At 40.7% G+C, this 19,835-nt stretch carries 15 protein-coding genes and 1 pseudogene; 9 read left to right on the top strand and 7 right to left on the bottom strand.

The window, feature by feature from the left end:
* The first annotated feature begins 24 nt into the window (after nt 1-24).
* From apbC to yhjD, 5 genes are all read left to right on the top strand, one after another.
* On the top strand, nt 25-1,116 hold the full coding sequence (gene apbC / locus C9J46_RS02285) for an iron-sulfur cluster carrier protein ApbC (RefSeq protein ID WP_107290500.1): 1,092 nt from the start codon (nt 25-27) through the stop codon (nt 1,114-1,116).
* 143 nt (nt 1,117-1,259) lie between these two features.
* Nucleotides 1,260-1,904 (top strand): uridine kinase, encoded by a 645-nt coding sequence (gene udk, locus C9J46_RS02290; RefSeq protein WP_107206182.1) that lies wholly within the window; start codon nt 1,260-1,262, stop codon nt 1,902-1,904.
* 124 nt (nt 1,905-2,028) lie between these two features.
* Complete coding sequence (gene dcd / locus C9J46_RS02295; protein ID WP_107206183.1) at nt 2,029-2,622, top strand: dCTP deaminase; 594 nt, start codon at nt 2,029-2,031, stop codon at nt 2,620-2,622.
* 230 nt (nt 2,623-2,852) lie between these two features.
* Nucleotides 2,853-5,045, top strand: a complete 2,193-nt coding sequence (locus C9J46_RS02300) for an AsmA family protein (protein ID WP_107290501.1) — start codon at nt 2,853-2,855, stop codon at nt 5,043-5,045.
* A 168-nt stretch (nt 5,046-5,213) separates the two neighbouring features.
* Complete coding sequence (gene yhjD, locus C9J46_RS02305; protein ID WP_107206185.1) at nt 5,214-6,173, top strand: inner membrane protein YhjD; 960 nt, start codon at nt 5,214-5,216, stop codon at nt 6,171-6,173.
* A 42-nt stretch (nt 6,174-6,215) separates the two neighbouring features.
* Here the strand turns inward: yhjD and C9J46_RS02310 are convergent, their stop codons facing one another.
* Entirely contained in the window at nt 6,216-6,542 is a 327-nt protein-coding gene (locus tag C9J46_RS02310; RefSeq protein WP_107290502.1) for a hypothetical protein, read from the bottom strand.
* A gap of 206 nt (nt 6,543-6,748) precedes the next feature.
* Here C9J46_RS02310 and C9J46_RS02315 point away from each other — a divergent pair, with 206 nt between their 5' ends.
* The 4 genes and pseudogenes from C9J46_RS02315 (at nt 6,749) to C9J46_RS02330 (ending at nt 11,331) form a co-directional block, all read left to right on the top strand.
* The gene (locus tag C9J46_RS02315) at nt 6,749-7,801 is read left to right on the top strand and encodes a metal-dependent hydrolase (RefSeq protein ID WP_107290503.1); all 1,053 of its coding nucleotides are present in this window, start codon (nt 6,749-6,751) and stop codon (nt 7,799-7,801) included.
* A 59-nt stretch (nt 7,802-7,860) separates the two neighbouring features.
* Nucleotides 7,861-8,417 (top strand): annotated as a pseudogene (locus tag C9J46_RS02320) (anaerobic C4-dicarboxylate transporter family protein); the annotation flags it as partial.
* 385 nt (nt 8,418-8,802) lie between these two features.
* Nucleotides 8,803-10,044 (top strand): cytosine permease, encoded by a 1,242-nt coding sequence (codB, locus tag C9J46_RS02325; protein WP_107206188.1) that lies wholly within the window; start codon nt 8,803-8,805, stop codon nt 10,042-10,044.
* 9 nt (nt 10,045-10,053) lie between these two features.
* On the top strand, nt 10,054-11,331 hold the full coding sequence (locus C9J46_RS02330) for a cytosine deaminase (RefSeq protein WP_107290504.1): 1,278 nt from the start codon (nt 10,054-10,056) through the stop codon (nt 11,329-11,331).
* 67 nt (nt 11,332-11,398) lie between these two features.
* Here C9J46_RS02330 and C9J46_RS02335 read toward each other — a convergent pair whose 3' ends face one another.
* From C9J46_RS02335 to rne, 6 genes are all read right to left on the bottom strand, one after another.
* Nucleotides 11,399-11,833: a phosphate-starvation-inducible protein PsiE gene (locus C9J46_RS02335; RefSeq protein ID WP_107206190.1), complete on the bottom strand. Its 435-nt coding sequence runs from the start codon at nt 11,831-11,833 to the stop codon at nt 11,399-11,401.
* Nucleotides 11,834-11,987: 154 nt separating this feature from the next.
* The gene (gene cobO, locus C9J46_RS02340) at nt 11,988-12,593 is read right to left on the bottom strand and encodes a cob(I)yrinic acid a,c-diamide adenosyltransferase (RefSeq protein WP_107290505.1); all 606 of its coding nucleotides are present in this window, start codon (nt 12,591-12,593) and stop codon (nt 11,988-11,990) included.
* A 9-nt stretch (nt 12,594-12,602) separates the two neighbouring features.
* Complete coding sequence (locus C9J46_RS02345) at nt 12,603-13,430, bottom strand: adenosylcobinamide-GDP ribazoletransferase (RefSeq protein WP_107290506.1); 828 nt, start codon at nt 13,428-13,430, stop codon at nt 12,603-12,605.
* Nucleotides 13,427-14,455 carry a nicotinate-nucleotide--dimethylbenzimidazole phosphoribosyltransferase gene (cobT, locus tag C9J46_RS02350; RefSeq protein ID WP_107290507.1) on the bottom strand — a complete coding sequence of 343 codons (1,029 nt, stop codon included), beginning with the start codon at nt 14,453-14,455 and terminating at the stop codon, nt 13,427-13,429. Before cobT ends, C9J46_RS02345 begins: the two co-directional genes overlap by 4 nt.
* A 160-nt stretch (nt 14,456-14,615) precedes the next feature.
* Nucleotides 14,616-16,172, bottom strand: a complete 1,557-nt coding sequence (locus C9J46_RS02355; protein WP_107206194.1) for a SulP family inorganic anion transporter — start codon at nt 16,170-16,172, stop codon at nt 14,616-14,618.
* Between the two features lie 241 nt (nt 16,173-16,413).
* Nucleotides 16,414-19,707 carry a ribonuclease E gene (gene rne, locus C9J46_RS02360; protein WP_107245919.1) on the bottom strand — a complete coding sequence of 1,098 codons (3,294 nt, stop codon included), beginning with the start codon at nt 19,705-19,707 and terminating at the stop codon, nt 16,414-16,416.
* Between the last annotated feature and the right edge of the window lie 128 nt (nt 19,708-19,835).

The following is a 19,835-nucleotide window of genomic DNA, read 5'->3' on the forward strand; positions in this document are numbered from 1 at the left end:
AATAATTATGTGGAGCGTTAACTTATGACTAACGATGTAACTCATCGTTTTCAGAATGTTGCTGATATATGCCAATGGCTAAATCATTTTGAGCATTCTCTTTTGAATTCAGAGTGGGCGGATATGCCCAATGTTGTCTCTATCTCTGCAGATGGTTTAATTACCATCACGATTCCTTTTGCTGCGGCTACATTGGTTAATGAGCTCGAACAGTGGATTTCCAGCGAGCAACATACTGGTGTTATTCCTTCAAATGCGACGTTTAATGTACGCGCAAAAGTGGCTACCTTGGCTGTTGAGAACAAGCAACCATTACGTGGTGTGAAAAATATTATCGTAGTAAGTTCGGCGAAAGGTGGTGTGGGTAAATCAACAACGTCAGTTAATTTAGCTTTAGGTCTTCAGCAACAAGGAGCTAAAGTTGGATTACTTGATGCAGATATCTATGGCCCATCTGTTCCTATGATGTTAGGCACCATGGATCAAAAGCCACAATCGCCAGATGGCAAAATGATGCTGCCAATTGAATCATGCGGGTTATATACCAATTCAGTGGGGTACTTGGTGCCAGCAGAAAGTGCAACGATTTGGCGTGGTCCTATGGCCTCAAAAGCGTTAGCACAAATTATTAATGAGACATGGTGGCCTGATCTTGATTATCTTGTGATTGATATGCCACCGGGTACCGGTGATATTCAACTGACGTTATCTCAGCAAATTCCTGTTACAGGGGCGTTAGTGGTTACTACACCACAAGATTTAGCCCTAGCTGATGCCATTAAAGGTATTAGTATGTTCAATAAAGTGGATGTGCCAGTACTGGGTATTGTTGAGAATATGAGTTACCACGTTTGTAGTAACTGTGGTCATCAAGAGCATATTTTCGGTACTGGTGGTGCAGCAAAAATGGCACAAGAATATTCAGTGCCATTATTAGCGCAGCTACCACTTGATATTAAGGTACGTCAAGATATTGATAACGGTAAACCAACTGTGGCAGTATCTCCTAACTCTGAGCAAGCGATGGCTTATATTGAATTAGCCGCGACTGTTGCGAGTCGTTTGTACTGGCAAGGTGAAACGGCGGTAGAGCAGATTACAATTCGTACTATGTAACAAAAATATGAGACGGTCTTTGTCCGTTCTCTGCTCAAACGTGCTAGATGTCTCATTTTTGTTGGCATCTGGCATAACAACGGCTTATAATCAGGCGGTTTAATTATTTATCTCGCCACGTGGTCTAACAGGTGCCTTCTGATATGTCTGAAAATTCACACCAATGCGTTATTATTGGTATTGCAGGTGCTTCTGCATCCGGTAAAAGTCTGATTGCCAGTACTGTATACAAAGAGCTAAAAGAAAAAGTAGGCGATCATCAGATCGGTGTTATTACGGAAGATTGTTATTATAACGATCAAAGCCACCTGACCATGGATGAGCGGGTCAAAACTAACTATGATCACCCGAATGCGCTTGATCATGATTTACTTTGTGATCACCTAGAGCAATTAATAAAGGGTGAAGCAGTAGAAGTACCTCAGTATAGCTATAGCGAACATACTCGCCTGAAAGAAACCACGCAAATGACACCAAAGAAGGTGATCATTTTAGAAGGTATCTTATTGCTTACAGATCCACGCCTTCGTGAGATCATGCACGCTAGCGTATTTATGGATACACCACTTGATATCTGTCTACTTCGTCGTCTACAGCGTGATGTTGCAGAGCGTGGTCGTACTATGGAATCAGTACTCGTTCAGTATCAAAAGACGGTACGCCCTATGTTCATGCAATTTATTGAACCGTCAAAACAATATGCTGATATCATCGTTCCTCGTGGTGGTAAAAACCGAATTGCTATCGACGTACTTAAAGCGCATATAGCGAAGTTGTTACGTTCTTAATTTTTTATAAGGCTGGCCTTTGCCAGCCTTATTTTTATCTTTCGGGAAACCCTGTTAAGATTTGCCTACACAGGTATTATTTTATTGATAATACGTGTGTTTTGTTATTCAGGAGAAAGCTCAAATGAGACTTTGTGACAAGGATATCAAGGCGTACCTTGATGAAGGAAAAATCAATATCGAGCCACGTCCAGCAGATGACTGTATTAGTGGTTTAACGGTTGATGTGACCCTTGGTAATAACTTCCGTATTTTTAATGATCATGGTGCACCCTTTATCGACCTTTCTGGAAAGAAAGAAGATGTAGCAACGCAACTTGATAAAGTTATGAGTGATGAAATTGTTGTTGAGGAAGGAGAAGCCTTTTTCCTTCATCCAGGACAACTCGCTTTAGCTGTAACGCATGAATCAGTGACATTACCTGCCAATATCGTAGGTTGGTTGGATGGACGATCATCATTAGCACGTTTAGGTCTAATGGTACACGTTACTGCACACCGTATCGATCCAGGTTGGTCTGGTCGTATCGTACTTGAATTTTATAATTCAGGACGCTTACCACTGGCATTGCGTCCACATATGCCAATTGGTGCGTTAAGTTTTGAAACCTTATCTGGTGAAGCTGAAAAACCGTATAATAAACGTGTTGACGCTAAATATAAATATCAGCAAGGTGCAGTAGCTAGTCGTATTAATGAAGATGATAAAGAGAGTTAATTTCAATCATCAATAATCTATATTTTAAGAGGCAATCCATAGTGATTGCCTTTTTGTTATGTGTGATATTTTATCGCCTGATGGTATTACTATGATGTTTAGGGCGAAACTATCATTATAAATCATTGTCATAACGCAGAGCTTAATAACATTAAGCTTATATTTTAATTGTTTATATTTCTTATGCAGATTCCTCATAGTGATAATGGGTGCAAGGGAAAGAGGGTAGTATGAAAAAATTACTGTATGTTTTAATCGGTATTATTATCGTCGTTGTACTTGGGGTCACAGCCCTTGTCACGTTAGTCAATCCCAATCAGTTTAAAACTGTGATTGCAGAGCAAGTAAAAAAGCAAACTGGGCGTGAATTGGATATTCGCGGCGATATTAACTGGCGTTTTTTCCCAACATTAGGCTTAAGTGTGGGGGAAACAACGTTAAATAACCCTCAAGGCTTTGCTCAGCCAAACCTGATTCAATTTAAGCAAGCTGAGTTGTCTGTTTCCGTATTACCGCTTTTATCTCATGAGCTTGATATTGGTAAAGTGCGTTTAGATGGTGCGCATGTTTTTGTGCAAACATTGAAAGATGGTCGTAGTAATTTAGATGGCTTAACTGAAAAGTCATCAACTAAAGAAGTGAATGACTCTACATCATCAAAAGCTAATAAAGATGCTGTTAGTAATGTTCAGGATGAGAAGTCAACGGCATCAAAGGTAACGACACAACCGTGGAAAATATCTCTTGCTGGGGTTGAACTTATCAATGCTAGTGTTGATATTATTAATGACAAAACCGGTTCGAATATCGCGTTAAATAAGGTGAATTTCACCTTAGATAAACTGACACCAAATACATGGACGAAAGCGACATTTGATATTTCGGGCAGTGCAAATGCGCTAAAATTTGCAGCTAAAGGCAGTACCGAGTTGAATCTGTCTTCTGCATATCAATTGGCTGAATTAAAAAATCTAGATGTATCTCTGACGGCCCAAGATGGAAAAACAGAGATAAAACATGCTCAAGTAACGCTGGATCATTTTCAGTATGGTCAATGGGCAACGGTTAATTTAAATATAGATGGTCAATTACCTGAGTTGGCTTTTGTTACCAAAGGGCAGACCCAGTTTAAATTGTCGTCGGATAGAAATATTCTAACGTTAGAGAATCTTTCAATAGATAATGCATTGTCAGGAAAAGCGTTACCTCGCCCTAAGATGCAGGTAAACATAAAAACCAATGCTAGTTATGATATAACGACAAAAACAGCGACGTTATCAAAACTCAATGCAAATGCAGATGAACTAGCGTTAATGGGAGATGTATCTTTTATCAACCGTGATGTTCCTGTGATCCGTTTTAATTTATCTAGCGATAATATTAATCTTGATAACTGGCTAAACAAGCAGCACGGCCAGGTTTCATCGGAAAAGCCTGCAGTATCAGATCAAGCTGCGAATAGCACATCAACCGAAGTTGCTGCGTCAACGTCACAACAAACCTCTTCACCATCGGTATCAAATACTTCCTCTGCAATACAAGAGCCGGATCTTTCAGTACTAAAAGGTATTGATGTTGACGGAACGATAATGGCGAAAAAGTTCACTATCTCACATGCACACTTGTCTGATGTGAAACTGTCGGTTGTGATTCAAAATGGGATTGCAAAGTTAAATTCGTTCACGGCAAATTTATATAAAGGCACTGTGAGTGGAACAGCACAATTGAACGTTAATACACCTTTGGCTAGCTATCAATTACATAATCAAATAAAAGGCGTTGAAATCCAGCCATTATTGGAAGATGTTGCTAATAATAAGCAGTTAGCAGGACGTGCAAATATTATCGCCAATCTTGCAGGTAAAGGCTTATCTTCACAACATTTGAAAAATAACAGTACAGGTACGATTAATGTGAATTTAACCGATGGCGCTGTTTATGGAGTGAATATATCAGAGATGATCCGTTCAGCAAAAGCCCGTCTAAAAGGTGAAAAGTTATCTGATAGTCAGAAGCAAAAGAAAACAGATTTTTCTTCTTTAACGGCATTGTTGCAATTAGGGCAAGGCCAAGCAAAGATCGACAATCTTCACCTTGTTTCACCATTACTTGATATCAATGGTCGTGGTACGACTAATTTAAATAATGAGTCATTAAACTTTTCTGTTGATACTGCTATTGTAGCAAGTGGTAAAGGGTTAGATGAATTGAAAGGGATTACTGTTCCTATTAAAATAAAAGGCACATGGCAGCAGCCTAAATACCAATTAGATTTAAAAAATCTCTTTAAGCAAAATAGCGAATTAGAGCAAAAAGCGAAGAAAGAGCTAAACCGAGGTCTTGAAAAGCTATTGGGTGATAAAGCCAAAGACGAGAAGATTAAAAATGTAGCGGATCAATTGCTTAAAGGTTTGTTTAATTAACAATATTTTTATATTGGTCACGTTATTATTGAAAAGGTTTGCTTATTAAGGCAAGCCTTTTCTATTTTATATGTATTTGATACTAAAAAGTAAATGGCGACTTTATAGTAAGACGGTGAGCAGTGATTACTGTCACTTGATAAATGAATGACGCCATGATGATGAATTATGATAGATAAACCGACGTCGACAGATGAAAAAACAACCTTGATGTCAAAAGTAATGGCGATTGTTACTTTTGTGGTCGATAAAATAAAAGCCTTGCCTCCTATTGATCACTTGATCCGTGCTGCGGATCGCTTTAATGATCGTTTGGGGAGTCAGTTTGGTGCAGCAATCACTTATTTCTCTTTTTTATCCCTTATCCCTATTTTAATGGTGTTGTTTGCAGCAGCGGGTTTTATATTGGCCTCTAATGCCTCATTACTAAATAGCATTATTGATAAAATAGTTGCAGGTGTTACTGATCCAAGCTTAGCAACGACATTAAAAAACACTGTTAATATTGCTATTAGTCAGCGTACAACTGTCGGTTTAAGTGGTTTAGCCATTGCTTTGTATTCTGGTATTAGTTGGATGGGGAATTTACGTGAAGCCATTCGAGCACAAACCCGTGATGTATGGGAACGCAAACCTGAAGATAAAGATCATTTTTTACTGCAATATGTGAAAGATTTTGTCGCACTGACTGGGTTAGTGGGCGCATTAATTTTTACTGTTGTACTAACGTCAGTGGCAGGCTCTGCACAAGCAACAATTGTTAATGCGCTAGGTTTAGAAAATATTACTTGGTTACGCCCTGCTCTTACCGCAACAGCTTTAACAATATCGATCTGTGCTAACTATCTTATGTTTTTATGGATCTTTTGGATGTTACCTAAGCGTCGTTTTAATCGTAGGGCACTGATGAAAGGAACATTACTTGCCGCGATAGGCTTTGAAGCAATTAAGTTTGCTATGACATTCATGTTACCTAAACTGGCAAGCTCACCATCAGGTGCCGCGTTTGGTTCAATTATAGGCTTAATGGCATTTTTCTATTTCTTTGCGCGTTTGACATTATTTTGTGCCGCTTGGATTGCGACAGCGAATGAACATCGTATTACGCCGATCACTGATGAAGAATAACGGCTTTATTCTGTGATGAATACAAGAAAGGATGACACTATGTCATCCTTTTTTATTACATTGTGCAATATTGAGTTGTTTTAGGAAATGACTGATTTGGCTAACTTGAAGACCAATTCTTGGTTCAATGAACTTACGGCGGATCATGGCATAGCTGACTGTTGCAGTAGCGATGGCAATATAGGCATTGATATTGAGTATAAGTAAAACAAGGCTAACAATACCAATATATGCGATGCTATAGCCGAACACTTGGTTTTCATTATGTTGTAGATGGATGCCACAGCTCTCACAGGTAAAAGAGAGGGTATCTTGGTTGAGTGTTGGTACTGAGGTTTTATGCTGACAGCAAGGACAAGTTTTTTTCATTTTATTACCTTTAATAGACTGACAACGCCAGATATGCGAACTACATCCCTGTCTATATCAGTAGTGTCATATTACTGAAGGTAGAAGTACCGTTTGACTGCGTAATGTAATAACTTTGTCATGGTATAGTTAACTGATTAATATATTAATAATGATTATGTATTTATATTTCATGCTAGATATGAAGCTAAATACAAGGAGTGTATGTGGATTCAATAACTCAAGCTGCACTAGGGGCATCTGTTGCAGCGGTTGTGGCAGGACGCCACTGTAAGCCTAAAACATTATTGATTGGTGCTGCGTTAGGGACGTTACCTGATTTAGATGTTTTTATTGATTATGGTGATCCTATTTCAGATACGGTGAAGCATCGTGGCTTTAGCCATTCACTTTTTGTGTTGTTACCGTTCTCTTTATTACTCACTACATTATGGCATCACTATCGACCTACGGTATTATCATTTGGTCGATTATGGCTCTTAGTTGCCGCATGTTTGATCACTCATCCATTACTTGATTCATTTACTACCTATGGCACGCAACTGTTTTGGCCTTTAGATAACAGCGTTGCGGTATCGAGTCTTTTTATTATCGATCCACTCTATACATTGCCTTTGCTTATCATGCTGATTGCAAGCTTGATGTGGCGAGAGAAAATGGCAAAACTCTGTAGTATTGGACTAATCGTTTCAACGATTTACTTAGCATGGTCAGTCGTTGCTTATAAGGTTATTGAGCACCGTATTGAACAAGAGTTAAAGCATACTCCGTTAGCCAATCAGCCCATTTTTATCAGTCCAACCCCGTTTAATACGGTACTTTGGCGGTTTATTATTCTTGATGATGATAAATATTATGAAGGCTTTTCATCTTTGCTCGATCCAAAATATGATGATGGTTACCCTATACAATGGGTGCAACGAGAGCGAGGCAGGTTACCGTTAAAACAGCCCTCAGAGCATGTTGCAATGCTAACTAAGTTTGCTAGTGATTTTGTTCAGTATCAAACGATTGATGATCAATTAGTGGTGACAGATCTGCGGTTAGGATTAATCGAATATTTGCCATTTCGTTTTATCGTTGCCAAGCAGTCACCGCAGCAAGGTTGGCAATTAATAGCACCGATAAAAATGGAGGAGCGAAAAGTGCAACCCAAACACCTTTCTGCATTATGGTTACGGCTATTAGGCAGCCAAGATGTGAATGCCGATCTATGCCAGATAAATGAATGCTCCAGTAACATTGTTATAAAAACGTAACTATAACGTTTCTTTCACTGTTTTCTTATGTGTTGATGTAGTAATGCTAATCGGCTTTTTTCGCTGTGCGAGTTACAGAGCGTATTCTACGTAGCAATCCAAAGCGTGTGACTATCGTAGGTCTATTAGTCTCTTACGTGATGACATTCATGCTAGGTATTGGTTACGCAGTGTACTCATTATGCCAATCATTGGTGATGTTGCCTTGAAAGATGGCATTCGTCCTGAGCGACCAATGGCTGAATCTTTTGTCGCATCGCAATTAGCGATCACGGCGAGTCCTATTTCTGCCGCTGTGGTGTATTACCTTGCTCAATTTTCGGGCATTAATGAATCAATCAGCCTGTTATCTATTTTGATGGTAACTGTACCTGCGACCTTGGTCGGTACGTTATTACTGTCACTGCATAGCTTGCGTCGAGGTAAAGAAATCGCTGATGATCCTGAGTATCAACGTCGTTTAAACGATCCTGTTTGGCGCGATCAAATTCTTCATACGACTTCAACATCATTAAATGAAGAGTTACCTAAAACTGCAATGCATGCGGTGATACTTTTAATTTTAGTGTTAATCATGATTGTCATTGTCGCGATGGTGTCGGAAATTCGTACTATTGGTGTTGTATCAGCTTGCTGTATTGGTTATGCCATTGCACAAGTGCTTATTTAATAAGAGGTTATGATATTTTAAAGGTATCCGATGGGTCCCTTTTTTTATTAAAGATTGCCTTAAAATATTACCGCTGAATTGTAGATTCCCATAAGGCATGATTAATTTGTAAATTGAATAATTAATGTTGAGCTGATAATTAAGTGTTTCAAATTGTACGATCTAATTCTTATGTTTTGTATTTAACTTTTTGTATTTAAATGTTTTTATTGTTTATTAGTTATTTTTCGATTGTTTGTTTGAATTTATTGTTCTTGATTGCTTTTTTATTATCAGCATAATGCGCGCCGTTTAACTTGGATTTACGAATTTATTCATATCGGAGATGAAAATGGCTGCTGATAATAATTACAGTTTAGGGCCTGTACCCCTTACTGCTCGAAAGGGTGTCGCTTCACTGACAATGGTCATGTTAGGTCTCACTTTTTTCTCCGCCAGTATGTGGACAGGTGGTTCACTTGGTACTGGACTTTCATTTGACGACTTCTTCCTTGCTGTTCTCATCGGCAATCTTATCCTCGGTATTTACACTTCTTTTCTTGGCTATATCGGTGCTTCCACCGGACTCTCTACTCATCTTCTTGCTCGTTTTTCTTTTGGTACTAAAGGCTCATGGCTACCGTCTGCATTGCTTGGCGGTACACAAGTTGGCTGGTTCGGTGTGGGGGTTGCAATGTTTGCGATCCCTGTTCATAAAGCCACTGGCATTGATACCAATGTATTAATTGTCGTATCCGGTATATTGATGACGGTTACTGTGTACTTTGGTATGTCGGCATTAATGATCCTATCAGCCATTGCCGTACCTGCAATTGCAGTGTTAGGTAGTTATTCTGTGGCTGGGGCTGTTGAAAGTATTGGTGGTGTTGATCAATTAAAGATGATGAAGCCTGTCGATCCTATCGATTTTCCGGTTGCACTGGCGATGGTTGTTGGCTCGTTTGTGAGTGCGGGAACGTTAACTGCAGATTTTGTTCGCTTTGGTAAGAAGCCTAAATCAGCAGTACTCGTGACCATGGTTGCTTTCTTCTTAGGTAATTCTCTGATGTTTATCTTTGGCGCAGCAGGTGCTGCAGTAACAGGGCATTCTGATATTTCTGAAGTGATGATTGCACAAGGGTTGTTGATCCCTGCCATTATCGTATTAGGTCTTAATATTTGGACGACTAATGATAATGCGCTTTATGCTTCAGGTTTAGGCTTTGCAAATATCACTGGATTGCCGAGTAAGTATTTGTCAGTCGTGAATGGTTTGATCGGCACACTTTGTGCGCTATGGCTTTATAACAATTTTGTGGGTTGGCTAACATTCCTATCCTTAGCGATTCCACCGATTGGCGGCGTGATCATTGCGGATTTCTTTATCAATCGTAAGCGCTACCAAGATTTTACTAAAGCAGAGTTTAAAACGGTTAATTGGGCTGGCATGTTAGCGATTACTGTCGGTGTTGCGGCAGGGCATTTCTTGCCAGGTATCGTACCTGTGAATGCGGTGTTAGGTGGTGCGATAAGCTACGTGCTATTAAACACAGTAATGAATAAAAAGACACATGCAGTAAAGCAAGTGGCGTAAGGGAAAATGATGACAAGTTTATTGATTAATAATGCGACGTTGCAAAATGAAGCAGGCTTAAAGCAAATTCTGATTGAGAATGGTGTTTTTACACAAATTGTAGATAACCATACCATCACAGATCACCAAGGTGAGACGCTAGATGCTGCTGGTGGCTTAGTGGTAACGCCATTTTGTGAGCCACATATTCATTTAGATACCACGCAAACAGCAGGCGAGCCGAGCTGGAATATTTCAGGCACCTTATTCGAGGGCATTGAGCGTTGGGCTGAGCGTAAGCAGTTACTTTCGATTGAAGATGTAAAAACACGTGCTAAGCAGACCTTGAAGTGGCAAATCGCTAACGGTGTTCAGCATGTACGTACTCATGTGGATGTTTCCGATCCGACGTTGATTGCATTAAAAGCGATGCTTGAAGTACGTGAAGAAATGAAGCCTTGGGTGGATATTCAGATTGTTGCTTTCCCACAAGAAGGGATTTTGTCCTACCCCAATGGTAAAGAGCTACTTGAACAAGCAGTACAACTTGGTGCTGATGTTATCGGTGCTATTCCACACTTTGAATTTACTCGTGAATACGGTGTGGAATCGCTGCATTACGTGTTTGAATTAGCACGTAAATACGATCGATTGATCGATGTGCATTGTGATGAAATTGATGATGAACAGTCACGTTTTGTTGAAACAGTAGCCGCACTGGCACATAAATATAATATGGGCGAGAAAGTCACAGCAAGCCATACCACTGCAATGGGGTCTTATAATGGTGCTTACGCATCACGCCTGTTCCGCTTATTACGTATGTCAGGGATTAACTTTGTTGCTAACCCATTAGTGAATATTCACCTACAAGGGCGTTTTGATGATTATCCTAAACGTCGTGGTGTAACACGTGTTAAAGAGATGCTAGGGGCTGATATCAACGTATGCTTTGGTCATGATGATGTGTTTGATCCTTGGTATCCGCTAGGTACAGCCAACATGCTACAAGTGCTTCACATGGGTCTGCATGTATGCCAAGTGATGGGTTATGAGCAAATCAATCAATCGTTAGATTTGATCAGCAAAAACTCAGCACGCACCTTAAACATTCAAGATAATTACGGTATTGAAGTGGGTAAGCCGGGCAGTTTATTGGTTTTACCTGCAGAGAATGGTTTTGATGCGGTGCGTCGCCAAGTGCCAGTTCAATACTCAGTGCGTTACGGTAAAGTGATCGCCCAAACTCAACCTGCAGAAACGCAAATTCATTTAGATGAAACAGAACGTGTTACCTTTAAACGCTAATTAGTTTAAAAGATAGCAATAGAGAAAAGGCACGATAGAGTGCCTTTTTGATATTCAAATTATAATATTAGCTATCTGCTTGTTTTTTGCTTGGATCCTCTGGCGTGTCATAAGGCCAGTAATGATGGCCGATACGAATAAGTACTGTTGCTGCAGCTAAAACAAATGCAGCTAGCGATAGCCAAATAATAACCGTGCCATCTAATTCTTTCATTCCCAGGGTGATATAGCGAGCAATCGCCATTATTGCAATATAGATAGGATAACGAACTGGAATTTTACCATTAACAACAAACTGTTGAACCATGGCCAATATTTCTAAATAGATGAACATTAAAAGAATGTCCGTTAGTAGAATATTTCTCTCTACGATGACATGTATAAATTCATTAAACATGGCAACGACGGTAGAAAGTGTTATCCCCACCAAAAGAATGGCTTCTAAGGTATGAAATATTTTAAGAAAAGGTTTGCTAAACGCTTTTGGTAAATGGGACGGCATAATTGCTCCAAAAATAGCATTACTGGCTGATAAGCATGTGGCTATTATATGAAGCTATAGACTCTGTGATAGTAATAAATGTAAAAAATTAATTGGTTGTTGGTTATTTAGCCATTAAAAGTAAGGTTTATTACTTTTAATGGCTTATTCGCATTTACCAATCAATCCCTTTTCGCGCTTTTATTCCGCTTTCAAAGGCATGCTTAACATTACGCACTTCTGAGACAGTATCGGCAATTTCGAGTAATTGTCGGTGTGCAGCTCGTCCTGTAATGATCACCGATTGTGTTGTAGGACGCTTTTCTATAGCCTCAATTACGTCATCTAACGCAATATAATCATAGGTAATCATATAAGTCAGCTCATCGAGTAATACAACATCATAGCTATCATCAGCTAGCATTGCTTTACATTGTTGCCATGTTTCTTTTGCAGCGGCGGTATCGGCTTCTTTATTTTGGGTTTCCCATGTAAATCCAGTCGCCATGACTGCAAAGTTGACACCGTGTTGCGCTAGTAAATTACGCTCACCACAATCCCATGTGCCTTTTATAAATTGTCCGACACCACAGCGCTGACCATGACCGACGGCTCGCGCAATCATGCCAAACCCTGAAGTAGATTTTCCTTTACCATTGCCAGTGATTACCAGAACCAGTCCTTTTTCGTGTTGGGCGGCATCAATACGAGCATCGACTTGCTCTTTTAATTTTTGCTGACGCGCCTTATGGCGATCATCCTTGTTGGTTGTATCTATCATCTGAAATCCTTAAAAATGATAATGGTTCGCAAAGGTTAATAATGTCAGGTATCCGGCTATCTCTGCAAGTTGTTGTGTCGCTCCTAAACAATCACCGGTATAACCACCGAGTTGGTGGTTGAACCAATAGCCACAACTTTGACGAACAAATAAGGTTGTTATAAGACAACTTAATGCAAGAGATAGCGGTAATATTGAAAGTACTAGTATTGCTGTTGTTAGTAAGATCCCAATATCGAGTAAAGATTGCTGATTGGCTAAAGGTTTAACCTTACTATCCTGATCTGCGCGAACATAAGGGTAAGAGAAGATAATACTTGCTGCAGCGACTCGGCTTATACAATGAATAACAATGAAGGCATAAACAGGGAAGTAGAGGTTTATATCAGCCAATGAGACCAGTGCAATCCATTTTAAACCCAATGCCATGACTAGTGCAGAAGCGCCATATGTACCTAGGCGAGAATCTTTCATTATGTTGAGCTTTGATTCAACCGTCCAACCACCACCAAAGCCGTCAAATACATCAGCCAGTCCATCTTCATGGAAAGCTCCCGTGATTAACAGACCTGAAATCATTGCAATACCAATCGCAATTGTAGGGGGAAAAAGCAGAATAAATAATAGGTATATTAAGCTACATATTGCTCCCACAATAAGACCAATAACACCAAAGTAGCGATTGGCATGATTTAATCGCTCAGTACTAAATGGAGTACTGGTTGGTATAGGAATACGAGTGAAAAAGGCTAATGCGACTAAAAAGAGTTGCCATTGATATCGATAGCCACTTTCCGTTAGTGATGCTTTGCTCTGTGTTTGATGATCGGTGCTCACACAGTAACTCCTGCATCATCAAAACTCGCCATATCATTGTAAAAGGCACACGCAGCTTTAATTAAAGGCAATGCTAATACAGCACCAGTCCCTTCACCTAAACGTAAGCCTAAGTTAAGTAATGGCGAGGCATTAAGATGTTGAAGCATACGATGATGTCCGGCTTCCTCTGAATGATGACAGAAAACAAGGTAATCGATAACATTAGGGTTAATTGCAACAGCCAGCAAGGCTGCAGCTGTTACAATGAAGCCATCAACCAATACAATCATTCGGTTTTCAGCCGCTTGTAGTATACCGCCTGTGATTTGTGCAACTTCAAACCCACCAACAGCGGATAACACTTTTAACGGATCGCCTGTCGCACTATAGTGATGTTTGCAGGCAAGACGAATAAGCGCTAATTTTTTTTGATATTGGCTGTCATCAATACCTGTACCATGCCCTGTGCATGCATCAGCAGGAAGATTAAGCAGCAATGCCATAATTGCGGCAGCACTACTGGTATTGCCTATCCCCATTTCCCCAAACGCAACAAGGTTGGTACCTGATTGATGCAGCGAATCAACAACGCTCGCTCCTGCGGATATTCCTTGTTTCACGGTATCAAGCGACATTGCATTCTGAGTGGTAAAATCTTGAGTGCCTTTGCCTAATGGCTGTCTGATTAAATCTGGATGGTCATTAACATCGCCTAAAATCCCGGCGTCAACAATTTTAAGCGCCATATTATTGCTATGACAAAAACAGTTCGCTGCCGCACCGCCGGCTAAAAAATTATGGACCATTTGGGTGGTGACTTCTGCGGGCGCAATACTTATTCCATGTTGTGAAATGCCATGATCTGCCGCGAAAATAAGTAGATGAGGATTATCGATGGCCAGTCTATCGCTTTGTTGTATTAATGCGAGTTGTTCAGCAAGTGGTTCTAATTGGCCTAACGCACCAATGGGCTTCGTTTTATTATCAATGCGTTTTTTAATGTGGACAGATTGAGTTTTATCTACAGGATAAATGGTAAACACAGTGCGAATCCTTTGCCGAATGTTTGAAATATTAATCACTTAATACAGTGATTGTTTCAGAAAACCTGACATAAGGGGAGCCGGAATGAGAAAAACAAACGTAAAATATGATCTACAGGTAGAAAAAAGCCCACCTTGTCAGTGGGCTTGTTAATATCTCTTAGCCGAGTACGTCAGAAGCAACTTTATAGGTTGGATCTTCAAGAACATTCACTTCAACCAACGTTCCTGCTTTTTTCAGCAGCTTACTGCACTCAGGGCTTAAGTGACGCAAATGAATAGTTTTATTACGATTAGCATAACGTTCTGCAATCGTATCTATCGCTTCGATAGCGGAATGATCGGCAACACGTGATTTAGCAAAATCAATGATCACTTCTTTTGGATCATTTTGAGCATCAAATAACTCAAGAAAATGTGATACTGAACCAAAGAAAAGTGGACCATTTACTTGGTAAACTTTTGCACCATTATCATCAATGTGGCTTGCTGCATAAATTTCTTTAGCGTGATTCCAAGCAAATACGAGTGCAGAGTAAATAACACCGACAAGTACAGCAACCGCGAGATCTGCAATTACCGTCACGCAAGTTACTAAGATAATGGTAAAGAAATCGTGCTTTGGCACTTTACGCATCATTTTGAAACTTGCCCATTCAAACGTCCCGATCACAACCATAAACATTACGCCAACAAGCGCAGCAAGTGGGATCATTTCAATAAATGATGAACCGAATAAGATGAACAGTAGAAGGCCAATGGCTGCTGTAATACCGGATAAACGACCACGACCACCTGAGTTAATATTGATCATGGATTGACCAATCATGGCACAACCGCCCATCGCACCGAATACTGAACAAGTAACGTTTGCAACACCTTGACCAACACACTCACGGTTACCATGACCACGTGTATTTGTCATTTCATCAATCACAGTTAGCGTTAGTAATGATTCGATTAAACCAACCGCAGCAAGGATTAATGAGTAAGGCAAAATAATTTTTAGGGTTTCTAGGTTAAAGCCAACATCCGGTAAAGCGAATGTTGGTAAAGAGCCTGCCAGTGTTGCATTTGCGTCACCACTCATGGTACGAACAAAATCGACGACAGTGCGAGAGTCTAAACCTAAGACATGAACTAATGCTGTAACAGTTAAAATGGCAACAAGTGAAGAGGGAACTGCTTTAGTTAGTTTTGGTAAAAAATGAATGATAAACATGGTTAACGCAACCAAGCCTAACATGATGTAAAGCTGTGTGCCGTGCATCCATTCTAAGCCACCATTAAGAGCCGGAACTTTGAACTGACCTAACTGAGCTAAGAAAATTACAATCGCAAGACCGTTAACAAAACCGATCATGACAGGGTGAGGAACCATTCGAATAAATTTACCAAGACGGAACACCCCCGCTAGGATCTGAAGTAAACCTGCAAGCATGACGGCAGCAAAAAGATATTGAATACCGTGCTGGGCAACAAGGCTAACCATCACAACGGCCATTGCACCTGTAGCACCAGAAATCATACCTGGGCGACCACCGAAAACGGCAGTAATTAAACCGACAATGAAGGCTGCGTATAAGCCAACCATCGGGTCAACGCCAGCAACGAATGCGAAAGCAACGGCTTCAGGAACCAGTGCAAGTGCAACGGTTAAACCTGAAAGTACGTCGTTCTTGACGGATTGATGAGTTTTTTGGGGAAAATCTAACATGTTAGTTGAGGATTCTTCTATTATTTGCTGTATTTAAAACGCATTTTGGTTAACAGAATGCTACAGAAAGTTGTAATTAGCTTCAACTTTTGTTGGCTAATAACGGCATTTACTCCGCTTACAAGTGAAAAATTAGAGCTATATGTAATTATTAAACATAAAGTGCGCTGGTTTTGACTCATAATTAGATAATAAAAAAAGCCATGCAAGAGCATGGCTTTTTCATTGCTAAACTTAACTTTTAGTCAAAAGAGGGTTTAGTCATTGGTGCTGTAGCACTGTTTGTTGCTGTTTGGCTACCCGCTGCACGTGTATTGGTACGCTCGCGTAATGGTGCCGCTTGAACAACAGAGCCTGAAACATGCTCTTCAGGTGCTGGCGCTTTTGTCATTGCAGAAGCAGCATGGAAACCACGAGGTGAGGTTGCCATTACCGCCGTTGCTACAGCAGGTAAATCAACAACTGGAGTTACAGGTGATTTCATTTCAACTGTCTCTTCTGTTTTGATCACCGGAGCTGCGACTTCTTCGACAATAATAGGTTGCTCGATCACTTGTTCTTCAGCAGGCTCAGACTTTATTTCTACTGTTGTTTCTTCTGCTGTAAAGCGTGGGAAGACTTTACCCATCGCCATTTCAGGAATAGCAACACCAGAAAGTGTCGTTGTTTCAACTGCAACTACTTCAGATTTAGCTTCTACTACTGGTGCATTAATGATGATGTCATTTGTTTCAACTTCATCAATCACATCTGCAGCATCGACTTTCTCTTCTGTGATGTTTTTCTCAACAGGTGCTTCAACGGCTGGTTTGATACGAGACCAAACTTTGCCCATTGCCATTTCAGGAATTGCAACCCCTGAAGTAGGACGCATTGTTTTTGGTTTCTCAACGATAGAAACAACATTGACCATCTCGCTAATACTATCAGCAGCATCAATAGCTGCCTGCTCAATAGCATTTGCTTCTTCATTGGTAACAAAGTCAGATTTCTCTACGCGTGTATCACGCATACGGCGACGGCGTTGACCACTTGCACGTAAGTGACGTGGTGAGCGGCGATTACGGCGTTGAGTGCCTTCTTGCTCTTCATTATCAGCTTGCTCGTCAGTCACACCCTGAGTTTGTTCAGGTTTGTCTTGTGCTTCTTTAGCAATGCTAGTTCCCAATGCCATTAATGGTGATGGTGTTTGCTCTACAGCAGTTTCAACAGCTTCAACTTTTTCGACAGCATCAACGGTTGCATTTTGTTGTTCAACTGATTTTTCAACATTATCTGTGATACGTACTTTTTTACGAAGTTGACGACGCTGGCGGCGTTGTTTCACTTTTACCGCTTTTTCTTCGCTATCACGTTGTGCATCAACAGGCTGTTCAGTTGTTGCTTTTGCTGTTTGCTCGTCTTGTTGTTGACGTTGCTGTTTTTGCGCTTGAATTTCTTCTTTACGAGACTGACGCTTCTGCTCTTTCACTTCATCGTTATTACGGTTTTGGCGAGGAGCTTTGGCAGCCTTATCGTTTTGCTGTTGACGGTTTTTGTCATTACGGTCATTGCGGCGACGATTTTGGCGTTGCTCGTTATTACGTTCTTGACGCTCGTCATTGTTCTCAACATCGTTGTTATCACGACTGTTGTCACGGTTATTACGACGGTTGTTATCACGACTGTTGTCACGGTTATTACGACGGTTGTCAGAACGATCGTTGCGACGATTATTGTTGCGACGATTATTTTGATTGTTGTTTTGTTCTGTTTTTGCTTCAACAGGTTTCTCTTGTTGCTGTTCAGGGCTACCAGAGAAGAATGACGCTAATACAGAGAAGAAGCGGCTCAACAGACCAGGTTTATTGGCTGATGCAGTGGCAGGCTTAGCCGTTACTTTTGGTGTCGGCTTAGTGGCAGGCGTTGCAACAGGTGCTGGTTGTTTTGGTGCAGTGAACCCTTGAAGTATTGGCTCTTCACGCTTTTTGATGACGCGCTCAGGTTGTGGTGCTTCAATGGCTTCTGCTTCTTTTAACGCTTCTAACGTTTTCGGAATATGGTAAGAAAGGGTGTCTTGCTCTTCACCTTCACGAATACGCAGAACTTCAAAGTGCGGCGTTTCCATATCAGAGTTAGGAACGATAACAACACGTACACCATGATACTTTTCAATGTGTTGAACTGATCGACGCTTCTCGTTTAAAAGGTACGAGGCAACAGGTACAGGTACAATAGCAAGTACTTGTGAGCTGTTATCTTTAAGCGCTTCTTCTTCAATCAGTCGTAAGATTGATAGTGATAGTGATTCATTGTCACGTACAACACCGGTACCAGAACAACGAGGACAAACATGGTGGCTTGCTTCTGCAAGAGAAGGGCTTAAACGTTGACGAGACATTTCAAGTAGACCAAAACGTGAGATTCGACCGATTTGAACTCGTGCGCGATCCATACGAACAGCTTCACGTAAACGGTTTTCAACTTCACGTTGGTGGCGAACAGGTGTCATATCAATAAAATCGATAACAACCAGACCACCTAAGTCACGTAGACGTAATTGACGCGCAATTTCATCGGCAGCTTCTAAGTTTGTCTGTAATGCTGTTTCTTCAATATCGCCGCCCTTCGTTGCGCGAGCAGAGTTGATATCGATAGACGTTAATGCTTCTGTTGGATCAATAACAACAGAGCCACCTGAAGGTAAACGAACTTCGCGCTGGAACGCAGAGTCAATTTGGCTTTCAATTTGGTAGTGGCTAAATAGTGGAACTTCCCCCTCGTAACGCTTCACGCGAGACAAGAAATCAGGACGAATTAATTTAATATGATCACGTGCGCGGTCAAAAATTTTCGGGCTATCGATAAGAATTTCACCGATGTCACGACGTAAATAATCGCGGATTGCACGAACAATCACATTACTTTCTTGGTGAATAAGAAACGGAGCTGATTGTGAATCGGCTGCTTCTTTTACTGCATTCCAGTGGTTTAGTAGAACGTTTAAATCCCACTCAAGCTCTTCACCTGATTTACCCACACCAGCTGTACGTACAATCAGACCCATACCTTGGGGTAAGTCTAATGTGCTTAATGCAGCTTTAAGTTGGGTACGCTCTTCACCTTCGATACGGCGAGAAATACCGCCAGCACGAGGGTTGTTAGGCATTAAAACAAGATAACTGCCAGCTAGAGAGATAAAAGTAGTAAGGGCTGCGCCTTTGTTTCCGCGTTCTTCTTTATCAACTTGAACGATAACTTCTTGGCCTTCTTTTAGGACTTCCTTGATATTAGGACGACCTTGGTAAGAATAATTGGCAGGGAAGTAATCTTTCGCAACTTCTTTAAGAGGAAGGAAACCATGACGCTCAGCACCATAATCAACGAACGCTGCTTCCAGACTTGGTTCGATGCGTGTGATGCGGCCTTTGTAGATATTTGCTTTTTTAGATTCGTGACCAGGGCTTTCGATATCAAGATCAAATAGCTTTTGGCCATCAACTAATGCGACGCGCAACTCTTCCTTCTGAGTTGCGTTAATCAACATTCTTTTCATTATATTGTACTCATTTATTGTCGTTGTATTAGTACGCTAGTTACATCTGTTTTTTGATGGCGCCGGACTCCAAGTCTGATGTACGGTTGCAACCTCACGGTTGGAATGCAGGAGTGCTTTCTGGCCAC

Origin of the sequence: Photobacterium sp. GB-36, assembly GCF_003026135.1 — a bacterium.
In the GTDB taxonomy this organism is placed as follows: Bacteria; Pseudomonadota; Gammaproteobacteria; order Enterobacterales; family Vibrionaceae; genus Photobacterium.